General features: G+C 74.9%; 14 protein-coding genes. 2 read left to right on the forward strand and 12 right to left on the reverse strand.

Translation table 11 applies throughout. The features are described from left to right. Positions 1-31 precede the first annotated feature (31 nt). The 10 genes from MET2598_RS0132240 to MET2598_RS0132285 all read right to left on the reverse strand — a co-directional run bounded on the left by MET2598_RS0132240 (position 32) and on the right by MET2598_RS0132285 (position 21,761). The gene (locus tag MET2598_RS0132240) at positions 32-1,039 is read right to left on the reverse strand and encodes a hypothetical protein (protein WP_012335731.1); all 1,008 of its coding nucleotides are present in this window, start codon (positions 1,037-1,039) and stop codon (positions 32-34) included. 318 nt (positions 1,040-1,357) lie between these two features. After that, the gene (rpsA, locus tag MET2598_RS0132245; RefSeq protein WP_012335730.1) at positions 1,358-3,067 is read right to left on the reverse strand and encodes a 30S ribosomal protein S1; all 1,710 of its coding nucleotides are present in this window, start codon (positions 3,065-3,067) and stop codon (positions 1,358-1,360) included. Between the two features lie 326 nt (positions 3,068-3,393). Next, a complete protein-coding gene (locus MET2598_RS0132250) occupies positions 3,394-4,113 on the reverse strand; it encodes a DUF1013 domain-containing protein (protein WP_012335729.1) in 720 nt (239 codons plus the stop codon). A gap of 242 nt (positions 4,114-4,355) precedes the next feature. Continuing rightward, on the reverse strand, positions 4,356-5,300 hold the full coding sequence (locus MET2598_RS0132255) for a ribose-phosphate pyrophosphokinase (protein WP_026191050.1): 945 nt from the start codon (positions 5,298-5,300) through the stop codon (positions 4,356-4,358). Positions 5,301-5,427: 127 nt separating this feature from the next. Next, positions 5,428-5,676, reverse strand: coding sequence for a DUF4170 domain-containing protein (locus MET2598_RS0132260; protein WP_018263649.1), 249 nt, complete (start codon positions 5,674-5,676; stop codon positions 5,428-5,430). Positions 5,677-6,493: 817 nt separating this feature from the next. Continuing rightward, positions 6,494-6,892 carry a hypothetical protein gene (locus MET2598_RS0132265; protein ID WP_018263650.1) on the reverse strand — a complete coding sequence of 133 codons (399 nt, stop codon included), beginning with the start codon at positions 6,890-6,892 and terminating at the stop codon, positions 6,494-6,496. 110 nt (positions 6,893-7,002) lie between these two features. Continuing rightward, positions 7,003-9,372, reverse strand: coding sequence for a xanthine dehydrogenase family protein molybdopterin-binding subunit (locus MET2598_RS0132270; RefSeq protein WP_018263651.1), 2,370 nt, complete (start codon positions 9,370-9,372; stop codon positions 7,003-7,005). Further along, entirely contained in the window at positions 9,369-9,848 is a 480-nt protein-coding gene (locus MET2598_RS0132275) for a (2Fe-2S)-binding protein (RefSeq protein WP_018263652.1), read from the reverse strand. Before MET2598_RS0132275 ends, MET2598_RS0132270 begins: the two co-directional genes overlap by 4 nt. Positions 9,849-10,211: 363 nt before the next feature. Further along, entirely contained in the window at positions 10,212-11,735 is a 1,524-nt protein-coding gene (xseA, locus tag MET2598_RS0132280; protein WP_018263653.1) for an exodeoxyribonuclease VII large subunit, read from the reverse strand. 141 nt (positions 11,736-11,876) lie between these two features. Next, positions 11,877-21,761 (reverse strand): hypothetical protein, encoded by a 9,885-nt coding sequence (locus tag MET2598_RS0132285; RefSeq protein WP_018263654.1) that lies wholly within the window; start codon positions 21,759-21,761, stop codon positions 11,877-11,879. Positions 21,762-22,074: 313 nt separating this feature from the next. Here MET2598_RS0132285 and MET2598_RS0132290 point away from each other — a divergent pair, with 313 nt between their 5' ends. After that, a complete protein-coding gene (locus tag MET2598_RS0132290) occupies positions 22,075-22,458 on the forward strand; it encodes an Hpt domain-containing protein (RefSeq protein ID WP_018263655.1) in 384 nt (127 codons plus the stop codon). Between the two features lie 121 nt (positions 22,459-22,579). Beyond that, positions 22,580-22,900 (forward strand): 2Fe-2S iron-sulfur cluster-binding protein, encoded by a 321-nt coding sequence (locus tag MET2598_RS0132295; RefSeq protein WP_012335720.1) that lies wholly within the window; start codon positions 22,580-22,582, stop codon positions 22,898-22,900. Positions 22,901-23,055: 155 nt separating this feature from the next. Here the strand turns inward: MET2598_RS0132295 and MET2598_RS0132300 are convergent, their stop codons facing one another. Together MET2598_RS0132300 and hemF are read right to left on the reverse strand one after the other, a co-directional pair. Then, on the reverse strand, positions 23,056-24,231 hold the full coding sequence (locus MET2598_RS0132300; RefSeq protein ID WP_018263656.1) for a vWA domain-containing protein: 1,176 nt from the start codon (positions 24,229-24,231) through the stop codon (positions 23,056-23,058). Between the two features lie 118 nt (positions 24,232-24,349). Beyond that, a complete protein-coding gene (hemF, locus tag MET2598_RS0132305) occupies positions 24,350-25,249 on the reverse strand; it encodes an oxygen-dependent coproporphyrinogen oxidase (RefSeq protein ID WP_012335718.1) in 900 nt (299 codons plus the stop codon). Positions 25,250-25,309: the final 60 nt, after the last annotated feature.

Genomic DNA, 25,309 nt, shown 5'->3' on the forward strand with positions numbered 1-25,309 from the left:
GCGCCGCGCGGGCTCGCGCCGCGCGGGCTCGTCAAACGCTGTCCGGACGTGATCGTCCGGACAGCGTATCATGTCCCACGACAGCGTCAGGATTCGCTCCCGGTTTCGGCCGATCGCACTCGAACAGCCACGCAAGCAGGCCACCATACTTTCCGGTGCGAACCGCCTCGGGAATCGTGATGTGCGTCGTGCAGTCGGGGAGCGGGTCGCAGATCACTCCGGGCAGGTCCTTGAAGTTGCCCGCCTGGAGGGCGTCCATCGCGTGGCCCGCGGCGTAGACGAGCCGGACCCGGGGCGGATGGGCCGCGGCAGCGTAGGCCGGCCGCAGGTCCGGCTGCTCGCGCGCGCCGTAGCGATCAACGGCGTCGCCGACGAAGCTGCGCGTGATGTTCGTGGCGCCGGAGAAGACCAGGACGGCCTGCGCCTCGAGAGCGAGCGCGTAGCGCAGGGCCGGGTAGCCGCCGGCGGACCCGCCGAAGAGAAACAGGCGTCCGCCGCCGAACGCGTCGATCGTTCGCCGGAGGCTGAGCACGCTCTCCTCGAAGGAGCCGCCGAGATCCTTGAGACCCCCGAGAAAGAAGTCCTTGTTGGCGTCCCTGAGATAGATCCTGTTCAGGCGAGCCGCCGAGAACCAGCGATCCGCGATCTTCAGCGGCATGCCGAGACGGCCCTTCATCCCCGTGAAAGCCACGACGGTTCCGACCGCATCGGAATGGCGCGCGATCAACACGGACTGAAAGTCCCTTGGCTCGATCTCCGGTTCGTGGGCCTCCGCCGGAGGGGCTGCTCCCAGGAGCATGGTGACGGTCGAGAGATACTCGGCCGCCGGCAGCGTCTCGTGCAGCAGGGCAGCGGCCCGCTCGGCCTCCCTCAAGGGCCACTCGTCGAAGATCTCGTCGAGGGCCGCGATCCAGATCTCGGGGCCCCTGCCGAGCCCCCGGAAAGTCGCCGCGGGATCGCCGCTTCTCAGACATTCCTCAATGTCGCACTTCGCACGCTGGATCCTGGTGCGCAGTTCGCTCGAAACGATGTCGTTCACGACGCTGATGACCCTCGAGCAGGAAGGGCGCGCTGGGCCCCACCGTGCCCCGGGCATGGGTCGGCCCCGGCGCGCAGCGGCCACGGCGAGCGGCCGAGGCCGACGGGAGCCGGCCTCGCGCCTCGGACAGCCGACGGGCGCTCTTACCGTTTCCGCGTCACCGGCGCCACTTCTCCGTTGCGGCCCGCGCCTCACCCCGCCCCGCCTTCCCGGGAAGGCGGGGACGAGTCTTTCAACGGCACAGGCCCGCGCCGGTCTCCCGGCGCGGGCCTGTCCGATCGCGCGGTGGCGGCCCGGGCGCGCCCGGGCCGGCCGATCCTACTTCTTGTCGCCGGCGCGGGCCTTGAGGGCCGCGCCGAGGATGTCGCCGAGCGAGGCGCCCGAATCGGCCGAGCCGTACTGGGCGATCGCCTCCTTCTCCTCGGCCATCTCCAGGGCCTTGATGGAGAGCTGCACGCGGCGCGCCTTGCGGTCGAACTGCGTGACGCGGGCATCCACCTTCTCGCCCGCCGCGAAGCGCTCGGGGCGCTGGTCGCCGCGGTCGCGGGCGATCTCGGCCCGGCGGATGAAGGTCGACAGGTCGGTGTCGACGATCTTCACCTCGATGCCGGAATCCTTGACCTCCAGCACCTCGCAGGTGACGACCTGACCCTTGCGGATCTCCCCCGCATCCGCGAAGGGGTCGCCGGCGAGCTGCTTGATGCCGAGCGAGATGCGCTCCTTCTCGACGTCGACGTCGAGAACCTGGGCGCGCACCACGTCGCCCTTCTTGAACTCGTCGATGACCTGCTCGCCCGGACGGTTCCAGTCGAGGTCCGAGAGGTGGACCATGCCGTCGACGTCGCCCTCGAGGCCGATGAACAGGCCGAACTCGGTCTTGTTCTTGACCTCGCCCTCGACCTCGGACCCGACCGGGTGCTTCTCGGCGAAGGCCTCCCAGGGGTTCTGCAGGGTCTGCTTGAGGCCGAGCGAGATGCGGCGCTTGACCGGATCGACCTCCAGGATCTGCACCTCGACCTCCTGGGAGGTGGAGACGATCTTGCCCGGATGGACGTTCTTCTTGGTCCAGCTCATCTCCGAGACGTGGATCAGGCCCTCGATCCCCGGCTCCAGCTCCACGAAGGCGCCGTAATCGGTGATGTTGGTCACGCGGCCCTTGAGCTTGGCGTTCACCGGGTAGCGGGCGGCGATGCCCTCCCACGGATCGGCCAGCAGCTGCTTGATGCCGAGCGAGATGCGGTGCGTCTCGTGGTTGATCTTGATGATCTTGACCTTGACCGTCTGGCCGATGTTGACGACCTCGGACGGGTGGTTGACGCGGCGCCACGCCATGTCGGTGACGTGCAGCAGGCCGTCGATGCCGCCGAGGTCCACGAACGCACCGTACTCGGTGATGTTCTTGACCACGCCGTCGATGACCTGACCCTCTTCGAGGTTCGCCACCAGCTCCGAGCGCTGCTCGGCGCGGCTCTCCTCCAGGACCGTGCGGCGCGACACCACGATGTTGCCGCGGCGGCGGTCCATCTTGAGGATCTGGAACGGCTGCGGCGTGCCCATCAGCGGGGTGACGTCGCGGACCGGGCGGATGTCCACCTGCGAGCGCGGCAGGAAGGCCACGGCGCCGTCGAGGTCGACCGTGTAGCCGCCCTTGACCTGGTTGAAGATCGTGCCGGTGACGCGCTCGTTGTTCTCGAACGCCTTCTCGAGCTTGACCCAGCTCTCCTCGCGGCGGGCCTTGTCGCGGGAGATCACCGCCTCGCCGAGCGCGTTCTCGATGCGGTCGACGTAGACCTCGACCTCGTCGCCGACGCTGATCGGCTGGTCACGGCCGGGGCCGGTGAACTCCTTGAGGGGGACGCGCCCCTCGGTCTTGGCGCCGATGTCGATGACGGCGACGTCCTTCTCGATCGCCACGACCCGGCCCTTGACCACGGAGCCTTCCGTGATCTCGTGCTGGCGGAACGATTCCTCGAGGAGGGCGGCGAAATCCTCGCGGCTCGACGCGGCGCCTTGCAAACCTGCGGACATTGAAGCTCCTTGAGATCGCCCCCTGCCCTCGGGATCCTCCCCGGGGAAGCGGGACGGCGCCGGCGGCTCGCGTGACGGGCCGCTCCTGCCCGCCGGTGGTCCCGGCGGCTTCAAGGCCGTCCGGAACGCGCGCTTCCCGGGGAAGCGTGCCGGCGCGAAATCGACGGACAGGACCGTATTCTCATCGGGCGAGGGCCGCGCAACGCGAAAGAGGGGCCAGGGCCCCTCTCAACCGCCGTCGAACGGATACTCGCCGGATCGTGGCGCCATATCGCAAAAGCGCCCCCGACGCAAGTTGAGGCTCCCGAAGCGGGGGCGCCCGCGCCTCAGAGATCGTCCTCGTCGTCCTCCTCGCCCCGGCGCAGGGGCTTGAGGCGGGCGAAGACCGAATCCGCGTCGAGGCGCTCGTCGCCGCGGCCGCGGTGGCGGGGGTCGTGGTCGTCCTCGGGCTCGGGCAGCACCGAGAGTTCCGGCGGCATCAGGGTCTGGCCGCCATCGACGGCCTCGGCCACCGCCGGCCGGTCCTTGGCCGCGCGCTGCACCTCGAAATCGAGGTCGATCTGCGTGCACAGGCCGAGCGTCACCGGGTCCATCGGCTGCAGCGCGGCCGAGTTCCAGTGGGTGCGCTCGCGGATCTGCTGGATCGTCGACTTCGTGGTGCCGACGAGGCGCATGATCTGCGCGTCCTTGAGCTCCGGGTGGTTGCGCAGCAGCCAGAGGATCGCGTTCGGGCGGTCCTGGCGGCGCGACAGCGGCGTGTAGCGCGGCCCCTTGCTGCGCTTCACCTCGGGCAGCTTCACCTTCGAGACCGCCACCTTCATGCGGTGGCCCGGGTTCTTCTGCGCCCGCTCGATCTCCTCGCGGGTGAGCTGGCCGGTCGAGACCGGATCGAGGCCCTTGATGCCGCTCGCCACCTCGCCGTCCGCGATGCCCTTCACCTCGAGCGGGTGGAGCTTGCAGAAATCGGCGATCTGATCGAAGGACAAAGACGTGTTCTCGATGAGCCAGACGGCCGTCGCCTTCGGCATCAACGGACCCTGGGACATGCAGCACCTCCTCGGGCGCCCCGCGGCGGGGCGCGACGCCGCCGGGAACCGAGCCGGCGACCTGAATGACGACCCTTCGCACAGCAGGGAGACGCGGGCGACGCCGGGGGCGCCGCCGACATCCCGGGAGGCCCGGAACGTCCCGTCTCACGCTGTGAGGGAGAAGACCGCAATATAGGCGGGTCGCCCGGAGGGTGCAAACCGGTTTTGGCGGCCCCGCCTGATGCGCGGGCCGTCGCCGCTCAGGCGAAGAGGCTCGACACGCTCGATTCCTCGGCCGTGCGGCCGATGGCCTCGCCGAGGAGGGGAGCGATCGTGACCGCCCGGATGTTGCGGGCGAGCTTGACGGCCGCGGTGGGCTGGATCGAGTCGGTGATCACCAGTTCCTTGAGCTTCGAGGAGGCGATGCGCGAGACCGCGCCCCCCGAGAGCACCCCGTGCGTGATGTAGGCCGAGACGTCCTTGGCGCCGTGCGCGAGCAGCGCCTCGGCGGCATTCACCAGCGTGCCGCCGGAATCGACGATGTCGTCGACGAGGATGCAGGAGCGCCCCTCGACCTCGCCGATGATGTTCATGACCTCGGATTCGCCCGGCCGCTCGCGGCGCTTGTCGACGATGGCGAGGGGCACGTCGATGCGCTTGGCGAGCGCCCGGGCGCGGACCACGCCGCCGACGTCGGGCGAGACCACCATCATGTCGGCCGGGTCGAGGCGCTCCTTGATGTCGCGCACCATCACGGGCGCGGCGAAGAGGTTGTCGGTCGGGATGTCGAAGAAGCCCTGGATCTGGCCCGCGTGCAGGTCGAGGGTCATCACCCGGTCGGCGCCGGCCTCCGTGATCAGGTTCGCCACCAGCTTGGCCGAGATCGGGGTGCGGCCCGAGGTGCGCCGGTCCTGCCGGGCGTAGCCGAAATACGGGATCACGGCGGTGATGCGCCGGGCCGAGGAGCGGCGCGCGGCGTCGATCATGATGAGGAGTTCCATCAGGTGATCGTTCGCCGGGAAGGACGTGGACTGGACGATGAACACATCCTCGCCGCGCACGTTCTCCTGGAGCTCGACGAAGATCTCCATGTCGGCGAAGCGCCGCACGGAGCAGAGGGCGAGCGGCTGTTCGAGATAGGCCGCGATGGCCTCCGCGAGGGGACGGTTCGCGTTGCCCGCCACGATCTTGATCGAGGGTTTCATCGCCATGTCGTAGGTCCTGGCCGCCGGAAAGGGTGCCGGGCCCGGCGCGGCGCGCCCGGCTCTTACCAGCGGGGAGAGAGCGTCACAATGTCTTCATCGACGCGGAGCCCCGCGGCCCCGGCCCGGCTCAGGGCTGCAGCAACCGGTGCAGGTGGACGATGAAGTAGCGGGTGAGCGCGCTGTCGACGGTCTGCTGCGCCTTGGCCTTCCAGGCCACCGCGGCGCTGGCGTAGTCGGGGAAGATCCCGACGATGTCGAGCTTCGACAGGTCGCGGAAGGTGACGCCGTCGAGGCTGGTGAGTTCGCCGCCGAACACGAGGTGGAGGAGTTGGGTCGGCTCGGAGGTCTGCGTCGGCTGGCCGCCTTGGGTGCTCATGCGGGCGTCTCTCGCTGCCGGGCCGGGGCTGGCCCGGCCTCCGGTTGCAAGCGCCGGGCCGCGCGTCAAGCCGGAATCGCCCGGCCGGGTGCGCAAGCCGGTCCCGCCCCCCGGAGATCCCCGCCCGCCCCGGGGAGCGTGTCCCGGGAGATCGTGTCCCAGGATCCGCTTGATCGAAGCGGATCCCGTATCACAAGCCTGCGCGGCGCCTGAGCGAAGCCGACATCCGCATCGCCGAAATCGGAGATGGCGAAGCCATCAACCGGATGGCTTATGAATCGTCCTTTCCTCTGTTTGAAATCTCTAACATAAATCTGTGATACTTTCGACAGCATCAGATGAGAGTGCTGGCGAACTACTCATATTTATGAGTGCTCTTTTACTCCGGTTCATAAAGTATATTATCGCGACGACATCTGCTCACATCTGCCCTTACGATTGCAGTGTTTTTCCAGTCTTACACTGATTTCACGCATTCACCACAGTCGCGCGACAGGCCCATTGCCTCCCAAGTCGCCTCGGCGGCGACGGACGCGGGCAGAAGAGCATGCTCCGACTCAACGGCTGCCGGAAGCGTGGGCAATGCGGAGGGGCACCCACGCTCACCGTCCCGAATTCCGTCTGGCACGCACTTCGGCGTGAGCCGCCGACCCGTCGGGGGCCGAACAGCGCCTCGTCCTGACAGCCTCGGCCACATGGGCCACCTGGTCGGCCTGGACGCGATCCCGGCGCGGCGTGAGGCGCGCGCTCGCGCGCGGCGCGTCTCACAGGCCGACCCGGTCCGGCCAGGGCGCTCGGGGCGCGACGCGGGGCCGGCTCAGCGCCCGTCGAGCTGCGCCCTCGCCCGGTCCAGGGCCTGGCGGCAGCCGGCCTCGTCGCCCTTCCTGGCCGCCTCGCGGGCGCCGTTGAGGCTGGCGCGGGCCTCCATGGCGCCGGTGCCGGTCCCGGCCTCGGCGGCGGCCTTCGCCTCGCCCGACCCCGGCTCCGGTCCCTTGGGCAGGGCGGAGGGCGGCACGTTCCCGGCCCGGGCGGCCTCGCCCTGGGCCTCGCGGCGGCTCGACACCTCCTTGCTCGCCGTCGAGGTCGAGATCACGTCCCGGGTCTGGGCGGAGAGGCGCGGCTCGAAGGCCGCGATGTCCTGCTCGCAGGAGGCCGCGAGCGCGGGGGCGGCCGCGAGCGCGGCGAGCATCGCGGCGAGAGGGAGTCTGAGCGTCATCGAACGGGCTCCGGTGAGGGGATCGCCCGCTCAACCGTTCCGGGCAAGGTCCGTTCCGGCTGCGCCGGCGCGGTCACCGCGTCGGCGCAGAGGTTTCAGGCGCAGAGGTTTCAGGCGCTCAGCTTGTCGCGCACCGGCAGCTGGCGCACCCGCCGCCCCGTCGCGGCGAAGAGCGCGTTGACGATCGCGGGCGCCACCGGCGGCACGCCCGGCTCGCCGACGCCCCCGAGGGGCCGGCCGTAATCCTGGCCCGGCAGCAGGTGGACGTTGATCACCTTCGGGGCCGCGTCGATGCGGGTGATCTCGTAGGTGTCGTAATTGTCCTGCACCGCCCGGCCGTTCTTGAAGCTGATCTCGGCCGTGAGCGCGAGCCCCATGCCCATCACGACGGCGCCCTCCAGCTGCGCGCGGATGCGCTCCGGGTTCACCTGCGGCCCGCAATCGATGCCGATATCGACCCGGTGCACGACGATCTCGCCCTTGGGCCCGACCTCCACCTCGGCCGCCGCGGCCGTGTAGGTCACGAAGCTGTAGTGCCCGGCGATGCCGAGCCCCCGCCCCTTCGGCATCGGGCGGCCCCAGCCGATGCCGTCCGCCACCGTCTCGATCACCCGGCGCAGCCGCCCGGTCTCGATCGGGTAGAGCGAGGGATCCTCGCCGTAGTTCCAGGCATCGCCGATCTTCACCGGGTCGATGGTCCGGGCCGGCCCGATCAGGTCGAGCAGGTAGTCCTTCGGGTCGCGCCCCGCCGCGTGGGCGAGTTCGGCCACGAAGGACTGGATCGCGAAGGCGTGCGGGATGTTCGAGACCGAGCGGAACCAGCCGATGCGCACATGCGCCTCGGCGCTCGGGTTCTCCATCCGCATGGCCGGGATGGCGAAGGGCGTGTTCACCAGCCCCATGCCGAGCTCGATCGGGATCTCGTTGTCGGCGCCGTCCACGAAGATCGAGCCGATGGTCGGGGCGACGCTGCGGTGCAGCCACGCCACCGGCATGCCCTTGTCGTCGAGCCCCGCCTCCAGGTGCTCCAGCGAGACCGTGTGGTAGTAGCCGTGATGGAGGTCGTCCTCGCGCGTCCAGGTCAGCTTGACCGGCGCGCCGTCCATGGCCTGGGAGCAGAGCGCCGCCTCGACCACGTAGTCGGGCTTCGACTTGCGCCCGAAGCCGCCGCCGAGGAGCGTGACGGTCACGGTCACGGCCTCGGGCCCGATCCCGAGGCGCTTGGCGATGCGCTCGCGGGTCGCCTGCGGCGCCTGGGTCGAGGCCCAGGCCTCGACCTTGCCGTTCACGATCCGCACGGTGGCGGCCGGCGGCTCCATCGGGGCCTGGACGAGGTGGGGGATGTAGTACTCGGCCGTGACGCGCTTGGCGGCCTTGGCCATCGCGGCATCGACGTCGCCCTCCTGGCGCACGACCTTGCCGGGCTTGCGGGCGGCCTCCTCCAGCCTCGCCCGGTACGCATCCGAATCGTAGGAGGCGTTCGGGCCGTCGTCCCAGGTGACCTTGAGGGCCTCGCGGCCCTTGATCGCCGCCCAGGTGTTCCTCGCGATGACGGCGAGGCCGCCGAGGGGCTGGAACTCCACCGGCGGCGCGGGCGGGTCGATCCGGACCACCTTGACCACGCCCGGCACCTTCAGGGCGTCGGCGGCGTCGAAGGACTTGACCCTGCCGCCGAAGACCGGCGGGCGGGCGACGACCGCGTAGAGCATGCCCGGAAGGCGGGTGTCGAGGCCGTACCACGCCTTGCCGGTCGTGATGTCGTCATTGTCGACGAGCCCGATCCGGCCCTTGCCGATGTAGCGGAAGGCGGAGGGGTCCTTGAGGCGCAGGGCCTCCCCGGTCGGGACCGGGAGCCGCGCCGCCGCGGCCGCGAGGTCGCCGTAGCCCGCCTGCCGGCCCGATCCCGCGTGGCGCAGGACGTGGTTCTCCGCCGTCACCTCGGCGGCCGGCACGCCCCATTGCGCGGCCGCGGCCTGGATCAGCATCTGGCGGGCCGCCGCGCCGGCCCGGCGCATCGGCACGAAGGAGTGGCGCAGCGAGCGCGAGCCGTCCGTGTCCTGGTTGCCGAACTTCTCCTCGTCGCCCGGGGCCTGGGCGACCCGGACCCTGGCCCAGTCGGCGTCGAGCTCGTCGGCGACAACGAGGGCGATCGAGGTGCGCACCCCCTGCCCCATCTCGGAGCGGTGGCAGGTCACCGTGACGGTGCCGTCGGGCGCGATGGCGACGAAGAGGTGGGGGTCGTCGCGCCGGCCGTGCGGCATGGCGTCCCCGCCGAATGTCGGCGGCTCCTGCTCGGCGGCCCGGGCCGGCGCGCGCAGCGCCAGCGCGAGGACGAGGGCGCCGCCGCCGCCGAGCAGCCCGCGGCGGCTGACGTTGCGCAGCCCGGGGACCGGACCGGCCCCTTGCCCGGCCCCTTGCTCGGCCCCTTGCCCGGCCCCTGGCCCGGCCCCTTGCGTGGTGAGATCGCGGTCGTGGATCACAGGCGCTCTCCCTGGCTGGCCTTCGGGGTCACGCCGGCCGCCTGCTTGATGGCGGCGCGGATGCGCGGATAGGTGCCGCAGCGGCAGAGATTGCCGCTCATGGCGGTGTCGATCTCCGCGTCGCCGGGCTGGGGCGTGTCCCTGAGGAGGGAGGCGGCCTGCATGATCTGCCCGGTCTGGCAGTAGCCGCACTGCGCCACGTTGAGGTCGCGCCACGCCACCTGCAGGGGATGGCTGCCGTCCGGCGAGAGCCCCTCGATGGTCACGACCGGCTGGCCCTGCGCGGCCGAGACCGGGGTCTGGCAGGAGCGCACGGCGGTGCCGCCGAGGTGGATCGTGCAGGCGCCGCAGGCCGCGATGCCGCAGCCGAACTTGGTGCCGACGAGCCCGAGCTCGTCGCGCAGGTACCAGAGGAGCGGCATGTCGGGATCCCCGTCATAGCTCCGCTCCGCACCGTTCACGGTGAGTTTGATCATCGTCGCCCTCCGGCTGTCGGGTGCGCGGCGCGCCTCGCGGACACGTTTCCGGTCACGGCGCGCGGCGATCCTCGATCACAACGGTTCCAGACGGGCGGTCCTAGGCCGGGCCCCGCGCGCGCTACAACTGCACCGCGCGCGGCCCCGGGCTGCACCACCTGTGGGAACTTTCCCGTGCGGGGAGATCTGGCGCCGACCGGCGCTTCGGGAAGGGGCTCGCGGGGAGTTTCGCGGCGATCCGGGCGCGGCGCGGCCGGACCCCGCGTCAGACCCAATCCGCTCGATCCCTTCGGGATGGCGGAGCGGGGCTTCGCTCTCGCGCCGCGCGGGCGCGTGATCCGGTTCGATCAACCGGATCCCGCATCACAGGTCGAACAGGGAGGTCTGCCTGGCCGGGGCGGCCGGTCCCCGCTTGGCCGCGGCCCGCCGGGGCGGCGCCCCCTCGACCACGGCCCCGACCTTGCCGTCCTGGAACTCCACGGTGATCCGCCCGGCCGCGCGGGCCGCCTCGGCCTCGGCCACCGGGCGGCCCTCGGCGTCGAGGACGAGGGCGTAGCCGCGCTGCAGGACCGCCCGGTAGTTCAGGCTGTCGAACAGGCCGGAGGCCGCCGCGAAGCGGGCGCGGCGGCGCTCCAGGTCGCGGCTCTCCGCCTGGGCGAGGCGCTGCGCCACGCCGTTCAGCCGCTCGGCCCGCACCGCGATCAGCCGCTCGAGCGCGTGGCGCGGCCGGTGATCGATGCCGGCGAGCCGGGCGCGGGCACGGGCGAGGTGCAGGGCCGGCGGGTGGCGGCCGAGGGCCTGCAGCAGCCGCGCGAGCCGCGCCTGCGCGGCCCGGGCCGCCTCGCCGAGGGCCGGGCGCAGCCGCGCCTCCGCGAGGTCGAGGCGCTGGCGCTTGACCGCGAGCAGGCCCTCGGGCGTGGGCAGCACCCGGGCGAGCCCGCGCAGGTCCGCGCGCCGCCGCTCGATCAGGCGGGCCAGGGAGGCGGCGTGGCGCCGCGCCAGCCCGTCGAGATCCGCCACGAGGTCGAGCCGCACCGGCACCGCCATCTCGGCCGCCCCGGTCGGGGTCGGGGCGCGGCGGTCGGCGGCGTGGTCGATCAGCGTGACGTCGGTCTCGTGGCCGACCGCCGCGATCAGCGGGATCGCGCTCGCGGCCGCGGCCCGCACCACGATCTCCTCGTTGAAGCTCCAGAGATCCTCGATCGAGCCGCCGCCGCGGGCGACGATCAGCACGTCCGGGCGCGGGATCGGCCCGTCCGGGGCGAGCGCGTTGAAGCCCCGGATCGCCGCCGCCACCTCCTCGGCCGAGCCCTCCCCCTGCACCCGCACCGGCCAGACCAGGACGGGGCGCGGGAAGCGGTCCGCCAGCCGGTGGAGGATGTCGCGGATGACGGCGCCGGTCGGCGAGGTCACCACCCCGACGACCCGCGGCAGGTAGGGCAGCGGGCGCTTGCGGGCGGCGTCGAACAGGCCCTCGGCGGCCAGCAGCCGGCGTCGCTCCTCCAGCAGCGCCATCCAGGCGCCCGCCCCCGCCGGTTCGAGGGAGTCGATCACGATCTGGTAGGCGGACTTGCCCGGGAAGGTGGTGATCCGCCCGGTGGCGACGACCTCCAGCCCCTCCTTCGGGCGGTGGCGCAGGCGGGCGAGCGTGCCCTTCCAGATCACCGCGTCGATCTTGGCGCCGCCGTCCTTCAGGCTGAAATAGGCGTGGCCCGACCCGTGCGGGCCGCGATAGCCCGAGATCTCGCCCCGCAGCCGCACGTGGCCGAACGCGTCCTCCAGCGTGCGCTTGAGGGCCGCGGCGAGGTCCGTGACCGACCACTCGGTCAGGTTGGCGGGCGCGCCCGGGGGCGCGGCGAGGGAGGCGGCGAGGGGCGAAGCGGACATGCCCGAAGGCTAGCGGCCGGCCCGGCCGCGCGGAAGGCCGCCCGGGCCTCCCCCTGTTGACGGCGCCCCGCCGTGGCACGCGGGGCACGCGGGCCGTGGCGGGGCGCGGCCCGCGGGACGATCCCCGCGGGCCGGGAGGGGTCACGCCCCCTCGAACCGCCCGCTCGCATGGGCGAGCATCGTGTAGACCTTGCCGGTCTCGGAGGTCAGGTAGGCGTTCGCCCGGCGCGGATCCTTGTCGGCCCGGGAGACCTCGCCGAGCAGCCGCTCGAACTCCCGCACGTAGCGGTCGACGGTGCGGCGGAACTCCGGCTCGGACTGGTAGCGGCGGCGGATCTCGTCGAAGGTCTGCTTGCCCGCCGCGGTGTAGAGGTCGCGGGTGAACAGGTTCGACTCGCCCGCCCGGTAGCGCTCCCAGAGGGAGACCGCGGCCTGATGGTCGATCATCCGGGCGATGTTGCCCGAGATCGAGTCGATCGTGCCGAGTCCCTCCTCGCCGGTGCGCTGGGCCGCGCCCGCCTCGGCCGGGGCCTCGTCCTGCGAGGCGCGGCTGAGGAGGTCGGAGAGCCAGCCGGTGCCGACCGGCCGGGGGGCCGGCGCCGGCCCGGCCGCGGGCCTTGCGGGGGCGGGCGCGGGGGCCGGCCGGGGCGCCGGAGCGCCGCGCGCCGCGGGTGCCGCCGGGGCGGGGGTCGGGGCGGGCCGGGTCGCGGGCGCCGCCGGGGTCGCCGGTGCCGGGGCCGGAGCCGCCTGGGCGGGCCGGGGCGCGGCGGGCCGCGGCGCCTCGGCGCCGACCGCCGCCCGGGCCTCGACGGACCTGGCATCGGCCAGCTTGGGCGCCGCCACGTCCGCGGCGCGGCCCGAGCGGGCGACGAGGGACGAGAGCTCGTTCAGGGCCTTGATCTGGTCGGCGACCACCCGGCGCATCTCGCTCGTCGCGTCCTGGGTCTCCTGCGGGATCGCGCTCACGCCGCGCTGCAGGTCCTGGCGGATCTCGTCGAGGGTCCGCCGGATCTCGGCCGCCATGCCGCGCAGGGACTCGACCGTGCCCTGGAACCGGCTCGCGGCCTCCCCGAAGGCGCCCTGGAGCTCGCCCGAGGCGCCCTGGACCGCCCCGCGCACCGCCTCCGCGGCGCGCGCGCCGTCGGCCTCGGCGCTGCCGCGCAGCTCCTCGACCGCCCGCGACAGCGCCTCGGCGGCGTCGCGCGCGCTCCGGGACAGGCTCTCGCCCAAGGCCTGGACGCGCGCCTCGACGCCGCGCAGCGTCTCCTCGACGCGCCCGCCGAGCCCCTCGGTCGAGGCCGAGAGGGCGCCCGCCCGCTCGTCGATGCGGCCGAGCAGCGCGTCGATCGCCGCCTGCCGCTCGGACAGGGTGGCGGCGATCCGGCCCTCTACGCCCTCCAGCTGGCCCGCCGCCTCGGCGAGGCCGGCGAGGTGCTGGCGGGTGGTCTCGGCGAGCGCCTTGCCGCGGGCATCGAGGGCGGCGGCGAGCGTCGCGGCCTGCCGCAGGCTCCCGGAGGCCACGTCCTGCAGCTGGGCGACCCGGCCCGACACCTGCTCGGAGGCCCGGCCCGTCTCCTCGGCGATCTCGCCGAGCGCCGCCTGGATCTGCTGGACGCGGCCCGCGAGCCCGTTCTCGATCGCCGCGAGGTTCTCGCCCGCGCTGCCGACCAGCTCCTGCAGCCCCAGGCAGGCGCCCTCGACCCGGCCGAGCAGGACGCCGAGGTCGCCGCCGAGCCGCTCGTTGGCCTGACGCAGCACCTCGACGGCCCGCGTCGCGCCCTGGTCCGCCGCCGCGTGCAGCTCGGCCGCGGTGCGGGAGGCGGCCTCCGCCAGCTCCCGGCCGCGCCGCTCCAGGGCCTCGATCACGCCGCCGACGCCGTGGACCAGCGCCTGCTCCAGGGCCTCGGAGCGCTCGCCGAGGGCCGAGACGAGGGCCGTGCCGGGCCCCTCGACGAGGCCGCGCAGGGCCGCGACCTGCTGGTCGAGGCCGCCCACCACCGCCTGGCCGCTCGCCTCCAGGCGCGCCACCAGGTCCTGGCCGCGGGCGTCGATCGCCTCCTGGAGGGTGCGGGTGCTCGCCTCGAGGGTGCGGCCGAGGGCCTGCCCCCGCCCGTCGACGATCTCGGCCAGCGTCCCCACCCGCTCGTCCAGGCTGCGGGCGAGGTCCGCGCCGGGCCCGTCGAGGGCCTGGACCATCTCGCGGGCGGCCTCGGCGAGGCTGCGGGCGAGCGTGGCGCTGCGCTGGTCGATGAGGGCGGCGAGCGCCGCCGCCCGGCGGTCGAACCCGCCGGTGAGGCCCTCCTGGCGCTCGTCGAAGGCGGCCTGGAAGGCGGCCGCCCGCTCGTCGAGGGCCTGGGTCAGCGCCGCCATGCGGGTGTCGACCAGGGCCGCGTAGGCGTCGCTGCGGTCGTCGAAGGCGTCCGCCAGCGCCTCGCCGCGGGCCGCGACCAGGGCCGCGAAGGCCCGCATCCGCCCGTCGATCCGCGCCGTGAAGGCGGCGCTGCGCTCGTCCACCGACCCCGCCAGGGCGTCGCCGCGCTCCTGCAGCACGGAGGCCAGGGCCTGGGCCCGGGCCTCGATTGTGTGCGCGAAGGCGTCCGCCCCCGCCGCGACCGTGCCGTCGAGGGCCGCGATCTGGCCCTGGAGCCGCGCCGCCAGGGCCTCGCCGCGCGCGTCGAGCACGCGCCCGAGCGCCTCCGCGCCCCCCTCCACCAGGGCGCGGAAGGCGGCGTCGCGCTGCGCCACCACCTCGGCGAACTCCGCGATGCGGCTCTGCAGGGCGGCGCCCAGCGCCCCGCCCCGGGTCTCGATCAGCGCGAGCAGCTCGGTGGCGCGGCCGTCGAACAGGGAGACGAGGGCCTGCGTCGAGCCCTCCACCGCCTCCGACAGGGTGGCGACGCGCGCCTGCAGCGCGGCGACCGCCGAATCCCCCGCCCCCATCGCGTCGGCGAGCGCCTGCCCGCCCTGCGCGAGCGTGCCGGAGAGGATCCGCACCCGCTCGTCGAGGAGCGCCGCGAGGCTCGCCGTGCGCTCGTGCATCTCGCGGGCGAGGGCGGCCTGGCGGGACTCGAGCAGGGCGGCGATCGCGCGCTCGTTCTCCGCCAGGAGATCCCGCAGGCCGGCGCCGCCGTCGAGCAGCTGCGCGAAGGCCGCGCGCCGCCCCTCGACGAGGCCCGAGAAGGCCTCCGCGCGCTCGTCCACCGCGCGGCCGAGGTCGTGGATCCGCGCCTGGAGCTGCCCCGACAGGGAGGCGGCGCGGTCGTCGACCGTGCGCGCGAAGGCCGCCGCGCGGTCGTCCACCAGGCTGGCCAGGGCGTTCGCCCGCGCCTCGACGGTCTCGGCGAGGGCGCTGCCGCGGCGCTCGACCAGGAGGTCGAGGGCGGCGAGGCGCCGGTCGAACAGGGTGGCGAGGTCGCGGGTGCGCGCGTCGAGGGCCCCCGTGAGGTCGCCGACCCGCGTCTCGAAGAGCTGCGCGAGGCCCTGGCCGCGCTCGGAGAGGAGCCCCTGCAGGGCGCCGACCCGCTCATCGAGGACGTGGCCGAGCGCGCCCGCTTGGCCGTCGAGCAGGCCGCGCATCGCCGCGGCGCGCTGGTCGAGCAGGTCGTGCAGGGCCCGGATGCGCTCGTCGAGGGCGGCGCGCAGGATCTCGGCCTGGCCGTCGAGCAGGGCGTGGATGGTCGTGGCCTGCTCGTCCACGAGGCTGCCGAGGCGCCGCAGGCGGTCCTCGAAGGCCGCGTCGACGGCGCCGCCGCGCGCGTCGAGCAGGGTGGTGAGCGCCGCGGTGCGGGCGGCCACGCCCTCCTGCAGGCGGGTGCCGCCCGCGTCGAGGGCGCGCTCGGCCTCGGCCACGGCGCCCTGCAGGCGCCCGACCAGGGCCTCGCCGCGCTGCTCCAGCACCTCCGCGAGGCTGGCGGTGCCGCGGTCGAGGAGCTCGGCGAGCACGCCGGTGCGGCCGGCCACGCCCTCCTGGAGGCGGGCGCCGCCGCTCTCCAGACTGCGCTCGGCCTCGGCGACCGCCTCCTGCAGGCGCCCGATCACGCTCTCGCCGCGGCGCTCCAGCAGCTCGGCCAGGGAGGCGCCGCCGCGGTCGAACAGCCGGGCGAGGTCCGTCATCCGCTGGCCGACCGTGCCGAACATCGCCCGGCCGCGCTCGTCGAGCTCGGCCGCCAGGGCGGCGGTGCGCTCCTCCACGAGGCGCGAGAGGCCCTCCGCCCTGCCCTCGAAGGCGGCGCGGATCGCCTCGGCATGCCCGGCGAGGTCGCGGCTCGCCGCGCCGCTATGGGTCTCCACGAAGCCGACGAGGTCGCGCGTGCGCCGGCCGAGCTCCTCGTCGAGGGCGCGGGTGCGCGCCTCGATCTCGCCCAGGACCTCCTGGGTCCTCGCCCCGAACGTGTCCTCGATCAGGCGGCGGCGCTCGTCGAGCCCGGCCGCCAGGGCGGCGACGCGCTCCTCCACGAGGCGCGAGAGGCTCTCGGCGCCGGTCTCGAAGGCGGCGCGGATCGCCTCGCCCTGCCCGGCGAGGTCGCGGCTCGCCGCGCCGCCGTGGTGCTCGACCAAGTCGACGAGGTCGCGGGCGCGCCGGCCGAGCTCCTCGTCGAGGGCGCGGGTGCGCGCCTCGACCTGGCGCAGGATCTCCTGGGCCTGGCCGCCGAACGCCTCCTCGATCACGCGGCTGCGCGCGTCGAGGGCCGCCGCGACGCCGTCCAGGCGGGCGAGCACGCGCTCGTCGAAGCGGGCCGCGCCCTCGTCCAGGCGGGCGGCGAGCTCCTCGGTCCGGCGGCCGAACTCGCCGCCGATCTCGCCCGCCCGGGCGCCGAGCGCGTCGCTCATCGCCTGGATCTGGGCGGTGACCGCCCGGGCGAGCTCGTCGGCGCGGGCGTCGAGGGCCTGGGCGACCTCGCGCCCGCCCTCCGCCATGGCGCGGGCGATCTCGCCCGCCCGCACGATCAGGGCCTCGTTGAGGGCGGTCGCCCGGGCGCCGAGATGCTTGTCGACCTGCCCGACCAGGCTGTCGAAGCTCGCGCTGAGCTCGGCGGTGCGCTTGGCCGAGCGCTCCTCCAGGGCGCCGAGCCGGGTCTCGACGAGGTCGCTCGCCTCGCGGGTGCGCTCCGCGATGCGGTCGGCGACGGCGCGGCCCTCCACGGTGATGACCCGGTCGATCTCCTCGAGCCGGCTCACCACGGTCTCGGAGATCGCGCCGGTGTCGCGGGAGATCCGGTCGGCCAGGATGTCGCCGCGGGCGATCAGGTCCTGCAGGGCGGCGAGGCGGTTCGTCAGCACCTCGTCGAGGGCCTTGCCGCTCGTCTCGGCGGTGCTCGCCAGGGTCTCCCCGGTGCGCACCAGCGCGTCGTTGACGCGCGCGCCCTGGCTCGTCACGGCGAGCACGATGTCGCGCCCGACACCGGCGAGCCGGGCCTGGGTCTCGTCCGCGTGCTGGCCGATCAGCGCCACGACGTCGCGCCCGCTGCCGCCGAAGGCGGTCTCGACGGTGCCGATCCGGGCCGTGAGCTCGCGGCCGATCTCCTCGGCCGCCTGCCCGATCGCGGCCGCGGCGGTCTCGGCCCGCTCGGCCAGGGACTCGACGGAGCGGCGCAGGGTCGCGTCCGCCTCGCCGGACCGGGCCGCCACCCGGGTCTCGGCCGCCTCGGCGGCCTGCAGGAAGGCCTCGGCGACGCCGGCGAGCCGGGCATCGACCGCGCCGGTCGCGGTCTCGGCCGAGCGGGCGATCGCGCCGGCCGCCTCCTCGGCGCGGGCCGCCAGCACCTCGACCGAGCGGCGCAGGGCCTCGTCGGCCTCCGCGGCGCGCCGGCCGAGCCGCGCGCCCATCTCGTCCGCGGCGCCGACCAGGGAGGCGGCGACCGCCTCGACCCGGCCGTCGAGCCCGCCCGTCGCGCTCTCCGCCGCCGCCGCGATCGCGGCCGCCACGGCCTCCGCCCGCGCGGCCAGCCCGTCGAGGGCCCGGCGCAGGCCCTCGTCGGCCTCCTCCGTGCGGGCGCTCACCCGCCGGCCCGCCTCGTCGGCGGCCCGCAGGAAGCTCTCGGCGAGCCCGGCGAAGCGCGCATCGACCGCGCCCGCCGCATTCTCGGCGGAGTGCGCCAGGGCGGAGGCCGCCGCCTCGCTGCGCTCCGCCAGGGCCTCGACCGCGCGGCGCAGGCGCTCGTCGGCCTGCGCGGTGCGCTCGTCGAGCCGCGCCCCGACCATGTCGGCGGTGCCGAGCAGCGCGGTCGTCGCCGCGGCCATCTTCCCGTCGAGGCTGCCGGTGGCGGCCTCGACCGCCTGGGCGAAGGCGGAGGCGACGCTGCCGATGCGCGCGTCGACCGTGCCGGTCGCCATCTCGGCCGAGCGGGCGATCGCCACCGCGGCGTCCCGCGCCCGCAGGACCACGAATTCCACCGCCTCGCGCAGGGCCGCGTCGGTCTCCTGCGCCTGGGCGCCGATCTGCCCGCGGGCCGCCTCGGCCGCCTGCGAGAACTGCGCGGCGACGCCGCCGAGGCGCGCGTCGAGGCTCCCGGTCGCCGTCTCGGCCGCGCGGGCGAGCGCCGCCGCGGCGTCCTCGGCCCGGGTCGCCAGGGTCTCGACCGCGCCGCGCAGGGCCGCGTCGGTCTGCGCCGTGCGCGCGGTCACCCGCCCCTCGGCCGCCTCCGCCGCCCGCAGGAACGCCTCCGCCGCTCCCGCGAGCCGCGCATCCACCGCCCCGGCCGCCGTCTCGGCCGTGCGGGTGATCACCGAGGCCGCGTCGCGCGCCCGCAGCACCATCCCGTCGAGGGTCTCGCGCAGGGCCGCGTCGGTCTCCTGCACGGTGGCGCCGATCTGCCCGCGCGCCGTCTCGGCCGCCTGGGCGAGCTGCGCGGCCGCGCCGCCGAGGCGCGCGTCGAGGTCGCCGGTCGCCGAATCCGCCGCGCCGGCGAGCGCCGCCGCGGCCGCCTCGGCCCGGGTCGCCAGGGCCTCGACCGCGCCGCGCAGGGCCGCGTCGGTCTGCGCCGTGCGCGAGGCCAGCCGCCCCTCGGCCGCCTCCGCCGCCCGCAGGAACGCCTCCGCGACCCCCGCGAGGCGCGTATCCACCGTCCCGGCCGCCGTCTCGGCCGATTGGAGGATGGCCGCCGCGGCGTCCTCGGCCCGGGCCGCCAGGGTCTCGACCGCGCCGCGCAGGGCCGCGTCGGTCTGCGCCGTGCGCGCGGTCACCCGCCCCTCGGCCGCCTCCGCCGCCCGCAGGAACGCCTCCGCCGCTCCCGCGAGCCGCGCATCCACCGCCCCGGCCGCCGTCTCGGCCGTGCGGGCGATCACCGAGGCCGCGTCGCGCGCCCGCAGCACCATCCCGTCGAGGGTCTCGCGCAGGGCCGCGTCGGTCTCCTGCACGGTGGCGCCGATCTGCCCGCGCGCCGTCTCGGCCGCCTGGGCGAGCTCGGCGGCCACGCCGCCGAGGCGCGCGTCGAGGTCGCCGGTCGCCGAGGCGGCCGCGTGCGCCACCGCCTCGGCGGCGGCCTCGATGCGGCCGAGGGCCTCGCGCAGCTGCGCATCGGTCGCGTCGGCCCGGGCGTGGAGCATCCGGGTGCTCTCCTCGGCCGCGCCGAGGACGCGGGAGGCCGCGGCCCCGCTCGTGGCCTCGAAGGCGGCGGCGAGATCCTCGGCGCTCAGGCGGGCGAGGTCGACGCTCTCGGCCGTGCGGGCGCCGATCGCCTGCGCGACCGTCTCGGCCGAGCGGCGCAGCACGTCCACCACCTCGGCCGCGCGGGCGTTGAGCTCGGTGCCGGTCGCCTCCACGGTGCGGTGGAAGACCTGTGCGGCCTCGACCGTGCGGGTGCCCAGCGCCCCGGTGGCGTCCTCGGCCGCGCGGCGCATGGTCTCGGCCGCCTCCGCGGCCCGGGTGTCGAGCTCGCCGGAGATCCCGGCCAGCGCGAGGCGGAAGGCCTCGACGGCCTCGGCCCCGGACGCGGTCGCGGCCTCGGCGCCCTCCCGGGCGGCGCGGCGGAAGGCCTCGACCGCCGCCGCGGCGCTCGCCCCGACCGTCTCGGCGGTGCCGCTGCCGGCGGCGCGGATCGCCTCCGCGGCCGTCTCCGTGCGGGCCCCCACCGCCCCGGCGGCGGTCTCGGCCGCGCGGCGGAAGACCTCCTCGGCCTCGGCGGCGCGGGCGTCGATCTCGCGCCCGATCTCCTCGGCGGTCCGGCGCAGGGCCGCGATCGCCGCGCCGGTGCGCCCGTCGAGGGAATTCTGCAGGGACTCGGTGGCGCCCGCGAAGGAGGCGGCGGCGCTCGCCGCGCGCTCGGCCATCAGGCCGGCGAAGCGGTCGCCGCCCTCGGCGAGGCCGCGCTCCAGGGCGCCGCCATGCACGACGATGGCCTGCTCGACCCGGCCGATCGTGTCCTCCAGGCGGCCCGACAGGTCGGCGGCGTGCACGCCGATCGCCTGGGCGGCCTCCTCGACCAGGGCGGCGACCTCCTCGCGCAGCCGCGCGGCGCGGGCCGCGAAGGCGTCGAGCACCGCGTCGCTGGTCGACCCGAGGGCGCCGCTCGCCTCGCGGCCGCTCCGCTCCAGCGCCTCGACGACGCGGGTGCCGGCCCCCTCGATCTCCTCGCGCAGGGCGACCGAGCGGTCGTCGAGATGGGCGGCGAGCGCGCTGCCCGAGGCGGCGAAGCGGTGGGTGATGGCGTTGCCGGTCTCGGCGAAGCGCGTGGTCAGGTCCTCGCCGCGGGCGAGCAGGCGCTCCTCCAGGGTGGCGGCCGAGCGCGCGAAGGTCTCGCGCACCTGCTCGCCCTCCCGGTTGAGCGCCTCGATCACCCCCGAGCCGGTCTCGCCGAGCACGCGGGCGACCTCGCCCGCGCTGTCGGCGAGGGCCGCGGTGAGGAGCCCGCTCGTGTGGCCGATCGCCTGCGTGACCGCCTCGGTCCGCGCCTGGAGCGTGGCCGCGAGCGCGTCGCCGGCCTCGCCGAGGCCGGCCTTGACGGTCTCGCCCGTCGCGGCGAGGCGCTGGACGAGCCCGTCGCCCTCGCCGGACACCGCCTGCGCGACGCGCTCGCCGGTCTCGGCCAGGGAGGCGGTGATCTCCTCCCCGCGGCGGCCGAGCGCCGCCGTGATCTCCTCGCCGCGGGCGCCGAGCGAGCCGGTGACGCGCTCGCCCACCCCGTCCACCGCCGCGACGATGCGGGAGGCGGCGGTGTCGAGTTCCTGGGTCAGGGTCTGGTGCGTGCCCTGGATCGCCCCGCGCACCCGCTCGGCATTGGCCACGATGGCCTCGCGCTGGGCGACGAGCTCGTCGACCAGGGCGCGGATGCGGATCTCGTTGTCCGAATAGGCCCGCTCCAGGGTCGAGATCTCCCCGCGCACCAGGGTCTCGAGCTCGCCCGCGCGGGCGAGCGCGCGCTCGACGCCGTCGCCCACCGCCGCGACCTCGCGGCGGACCGCCTGCGACATCGTCAGCACGGCGTCGGTCGAGAAGGCCTCGGGCTCGGCGAGCCGGATCGCCACGTCCCCGACGGCGCGGGCGACGAGGCGCATCTCCTGGGCGCGCACGGCGAGCATCGCGGCGATGAAGAACAGAAGCACGGGCGCCAGCACGGCGGCGGCGCCAACCGCGCCCTGCAGGCCCGAGAGTCCGGCGAGGAAGCCGCGCAGGTCGCCGTTCGCCTGCCCCCAGGCGAGGGCCGCGAAGCCCGCGAGCCAGAGAGCGGCCGCCAGCATGGCGAGCAGGTAGGGCGTGCGCGAGGGCTTCACCCGCAGGCTCTGGCGCATGGCGCCGAGGCCGCGGCGGTCGTCGTTGGCGACGAGGGAGCGGTCGGGGGGCAGCAGGCCGCCCTCGCGGCGGGCCTCGCGCTCGAGCTCGGGCATCACGCTCCCGTCGAAGACCGGCTCGGCCGGGCGGCCGTCGGTCCGGGGCGGGCCCGCCAGGGGGTCGGCATCCTCGACGTCGGGCAGGCGCGGCTCCGTCCGGCCGGCCTCGGGCCCGGCAGGCGCCTGGTCCAGGTTCAAGGCCTGCTCAATCGCCGACAGCGCCGCTTCCGTCGGGTCCTTGAGCTTCTTCTCGGTTGCCATCGAACGCCTCGTTACGCCGTGAACGCCGGCGAGGGATCCCGCGGCCGCCCCCGGGGATCCCGCCCCCCGCCCGACCCGGACGCGAGGCTTCCGCCATTTACCAATCGGACCTTAGACGCAAGGAGTACCAGCGGGATACCCGATCCGCTCGACCCCGCGCAAAAACCTTAACCGAATGGTTACCATTGCGGGGGCGCTTGGCGTTATCCCGGCCTATCCCACGGGCACGCAAGGGGTCGGGAGGCGGGCGCGCCGCCGCGCGGCCCGCGCATCGCGCTGTGGATAGCCCGTGGGAGAGGGAGAGTCAGGCGCCATGGACGACCTCGCGCCCCTGATCGACCGGGCCGCGCTGGCGCGCGCGACCTTCGGCGACGCGGACCTCGCCCGGGAGGTGCTGGGCCTGTTCCGCGCGCAATGCGCGCGGCTCGGGCCGGCCCTCGCCGACGCGGCGCGGCCGGCCGCGGAGCGGGCCGACCTCGCCCACACCCTCAAGGGCTCGGCGGCGGGGGTCGGCGCGGCGCGGGTCGGCGCCCTGGCGGAGCGCCTCGACGCCGCCCTGCGGCGGGCCGACGCGGGCGAGGCCGCCCGCCTCCTCCCTCCCCTGCTGGCGGCGATCGCGGCGACCGCCGAGACGATCGGGACGGCCGGGATCGGCGCGACCGGCGCGGGCGCCGCGGACCGGGCCCCGGAGGCCTGACCGGGCGGCGCGCGACGCGGGCGGCGCGCGGCCAACGGCGCGCTTGCTTTCCGGGCGGCCTGCCGTCAATCAGGCGCAGCCGCGGGCAGGCCGCGCGGCGCAGACAGGTTCGGAGCGCGCGATGGTCCAGATCACCTACGTCGATGCCGCTGGCACGCCCCGCACCGTCGCGGGCGAGGTCGGCTCGACCGTGATGGAGACCGCGATCCGCAACAACGTGCCGGGCATCGACGCGGAGTGCGGCGGCGCCTGCGCCTGCGCCACCTGCCACGTCTACGTCGATCCGGAATGGGAGGCCGCGGTGGGCCCGGCCGAGCCGATGGAGCAGGACATGCTCGACTTCGCCTCGGACGTGCGGCCGAATTCCCGCCTCTCCTGCCAGATCCGGGTGCGGCCGGAACTCGACGGGCTCAAGGTCACGACCCCGGCCCGGCAGGGCTGAGCCCGGCCCGACGACGATCGACGGGCGGGGCGCGGCTTCGCCCGGGGCGCGGCCGCCGCGCGATCACGCCGTCCCCCTCGCGCGCCCCTCGGCGCCGGCCCCGCTCCGGCGCGGGCCAGCGCGAGGCCGTCCCGCCCCCGGCGGGGCCGCGGGCCTCAGCGCACCAGTTCGCGCATCGCCCGGTCGATGCCGTCGAGCGTCAGCGGGAACATCCGCCCGGAGACGATCTGCCGGATCATCGCGATCGATTGCGTGAAGGGCCAGTGCGCCTCCGGCACCGGGTTGAGCCAGACCGCCTTCGTGAAATGATCGAGGATGCGGGTGAGCCAGACCTGCCCGGCCTCCTCGTTCCAGTGCTCGACCGAGCCGCCCGGCATGGCGATCTCGTAGGGGGACATCGAGGCGTCGCCCACGAACACCACCCGGTAATCGGACGGGTAGGTGCGGATCACGTCGAGGAGCGGGGTGCGCTCCGTGTGCCGGCGCCGGTTCTCGGTCCAGACCGTCTCGTACGGGCAGTTGTGGAAGTAGAAATGGGCGAAGTGCTTGAACTCCGAGCGCGCCGCCGCGAAGAGCTGCTCGGCGAGGCCGACGTGCCAGTCCATCGAGCCGCCGATGTCGAGGAAGAGCAGCACCTTGACGGCGTTGCGGCGCTCCGGGCGCAGGCGCAGGTCGAGGTAGCCGGCCCGGGCGGTCTCCCGGATGGTGCCGTCGAGGTCGAGCTCCTCCGCCGCCCCGGTGCGGGCGAAGCGGCGCAGCCGCCGCAGGGCGAGGCGCATGGTGCGCGAGCCCAGCTCCTCGGCATCGTCGAGGTCCTTGAAGTCGCGCCGGTCCCAGACCTTCACCGCCCGGAAGTTGCGGTTGCCGTCCTGGCCGATCCGCACGCCCTCCGGGTTGTAGCCGTAGGCGCCGAAGGGCGAGGTGCCGGCCGTGCCGATCCACTTCGAGCCGCCCTGGTGGCGCCCCTTCTGCTCGGCGAGGCGCTGCCTGAGGGTCTCGAACAGCGCGTCCCAGCCGAGCGCCTCGATCTGCCGCTTCTCCTCCTCGGTGAGGTGCTTCTCGGCGAGCCTGCGCAGCCACTCCTCGGGGATGCCCTGCGGCGCGACGGCCTCGCCCAGGGACTCGATCCCCTTGAAGACCTGCCCGAAGACCCGGTCGAACTTGTCGAGGTGGCGCTCGTCCTTCACCAGCGCGGCGCGGGACAGGTAGTAGAACTCCTCGACCCGCTGGCCCGCGAGGTCGCGGTCGAGGGCGTCGAGCAGGGTCAGGTACTCGCGCAGCGAGACCGGGACCTTGGCGGCGCGCAATTCGGTGAAGAAGGTCAGGAGCATGCGCGAAGAACGCGCGCGCCGGGCCGGAAGGTCAAGCCCCGGCCCGGCGGTTCCCCGTCGCCGCGCCCCATCCGGGGGACGACGGCGAGGCCGGGGAGCGGGCCGTGCCGGGCGCGCGTCAGGGCCAGCGCACCGTCGGGGGCATGGAGGAGAGGATCGAGTCGACGTTGCCGCCGGTCTTCAGCCCGAAGATCGTGCCGCGGTCGTAGAGCAGGTTGAACTCGACGTAGCGTCCCCGCCGCACCTGCTGCTCGCGCCGGTCGGCCTCCGTCCAGGGTTGCGAGAGGTTCCGCCGGACGATGGCCGGGTAGACCTCCAGGAAGGCCTCGCCGACGTCGCGGGTGAGCGCGAGGTCGGCCTCCGGGTCCCCGCTCCAGTGGTAATCGTAGAAGATGCCGCCGATGCCCCGCGGCTCGTTGCGGTGCTTGAGGTGGAAATACTCGTCGCACCACGTCCGGTAGCGGGCGTAGTCGGCGCCCGGATGCCGCGCGCAGGCCCGCCTCAGGGCCTCGTGGAAGGCGACCGAGTCGGGATCCTCCTGCGTCCGGCGCCGGTCGAGGACCGGCGTCAGGTCCGCCCCGCCCCCGAACCACGCCTTCGTGGTGACGACGAGGCGGGTGTTCATGTGCACGGTCGGCACGTTCGGATTCCAGGGATGGGCGATGAGCGAGATGCCGGTGGCGAAGAAGCGCGGATCCTCCGCGGCGCCCGGGATCTGGATGCGGAATTCCGGCGCGAATTCCCCGTGCACCGCCGAGACGTGCACGCCCGCCTTCTCGAAGACGCGCCCGCGCAGCATCGCCATCACGCCCCCGCCGCCGGGCGCGCCCGAATGGTCGGTGCGCTCCCAGGGCGTGCGCACGAAGCGCCCGGGCGCCTCGGCCTCGGGATGGAACGGGCCCGCCGCCTCCGATTCCAGGGCCTCGAAGGCCGCGCAGATGCGGTCGCGCAGGGTGGCGAACCAGTCGGTCGCCCGCGCACGCAGGGCGTCGAGGTCGAGGGAGGCGTCGATGCTCATGGTGTGGTCATCCCACACCGCCGCCCTCCGGCCAAGGGGGCGCGGCGGGGCCGGCCGGGA

Source organism: Methylobacterium sp. WSM2598 (assembly GCF_000379105.1).
Taxonomy (GTDB): domain Bacteria; phylum Pseudomonadota; class Alphaproteobacteria; order Rhizobiales; family Beijerinckiaceae; genus Methylobacterium.

Excerpts from the sequence above, each read along its gene's own strand:
- rpsA (WP_012335730.1), bottom strand. The coding sequence starts at position 3,067 with ATGTCCGCAGGTTTGCAAGGCGCCGCGTCGAGCCGCGAGGATTTCGCC.
- MET2598_RS0132250 (WP_012335729.1), bottom strand. The coding sequence starts at position 4,113 with ATGTCCCAGGGTCCGTTGATGCCGAAGGCGACGGCCGTCTGGCTCATC.
- MET2598_RS0132255 (WP_026191050.1), bottom strand. The coding sequence starts at position 5,300 with ATGAAACCCTCGATCAAGATCGTGGCGGGCAACGCGAACCGTCCCCTC.
- MET2598_RS0132260 (WP_018263649.1), bottom strand. The coding sequence starts at position 5,676 with ATGAGCACCCAAGGCGGCCAGCCGACGCAGACCTCCGAGCCGACCCAA.
- MET2598_RS0132265 (WP_018263650.1), bottom strand. The coding sequence starts at position 6,892 with ATGACGCTCAGACTCCCTCTCGCCGCGATGCTCGCCGCGCTCGCGGCC.
- MET2598_RS0132275 (WP_018263652.1), bottom strand. The coding sequence starts at position 9,848 with ATGATCAAACTCACCGTGAACGGTGCGGAGCGGAGCTATGACGGGGAT.
- xseA (WP_018263653.1), bottom strand. The coding sequence starts at position 11,735 with ATGTCCGCTTCGCCCCTCGCCGCCTCCCTCGCCGCGCCCCCGGGCGCG.
- MET2598_RS0132285 (WP_018263654.1), bottom strand. The coding sequence starts at position 21,761 with ATGGCAACCGAGAAGAAGCTCAAGGACCCGACGGAAGCGGCGCTGTCG.
- MET2598_RS0132290 (WP_018263655.1), top strand. The coding sequence starts at position 22,075 with ATGGACGACCTCGCGCCCCTGATCGACCGGGCCGCGCTGGCGCGCGCG.
- MET2598_RS0132295 (WP_012335720.1), top strand. The coding sequence starts at position 22,580 with ATGGTCCAGATCACCTACGTCGATGCCGCTGGCACGCCCCGCACCGTC.
- MET2598_RS0132300 (WP_018263656.1), bottom strand. The coding sequence starts at position 24,231 with ATGCTCCTGACCTTCTTCACCGAATTGCGCGCCGCCAAGGTCCCGGTC.
- hemF (WP_012335718.1), bottom strand. The coding sequence starts at position 25,249 with ATGAGCATCGACGCCTCCCTCGACCTCGACGCCCTGCGTGCGCGGGCG.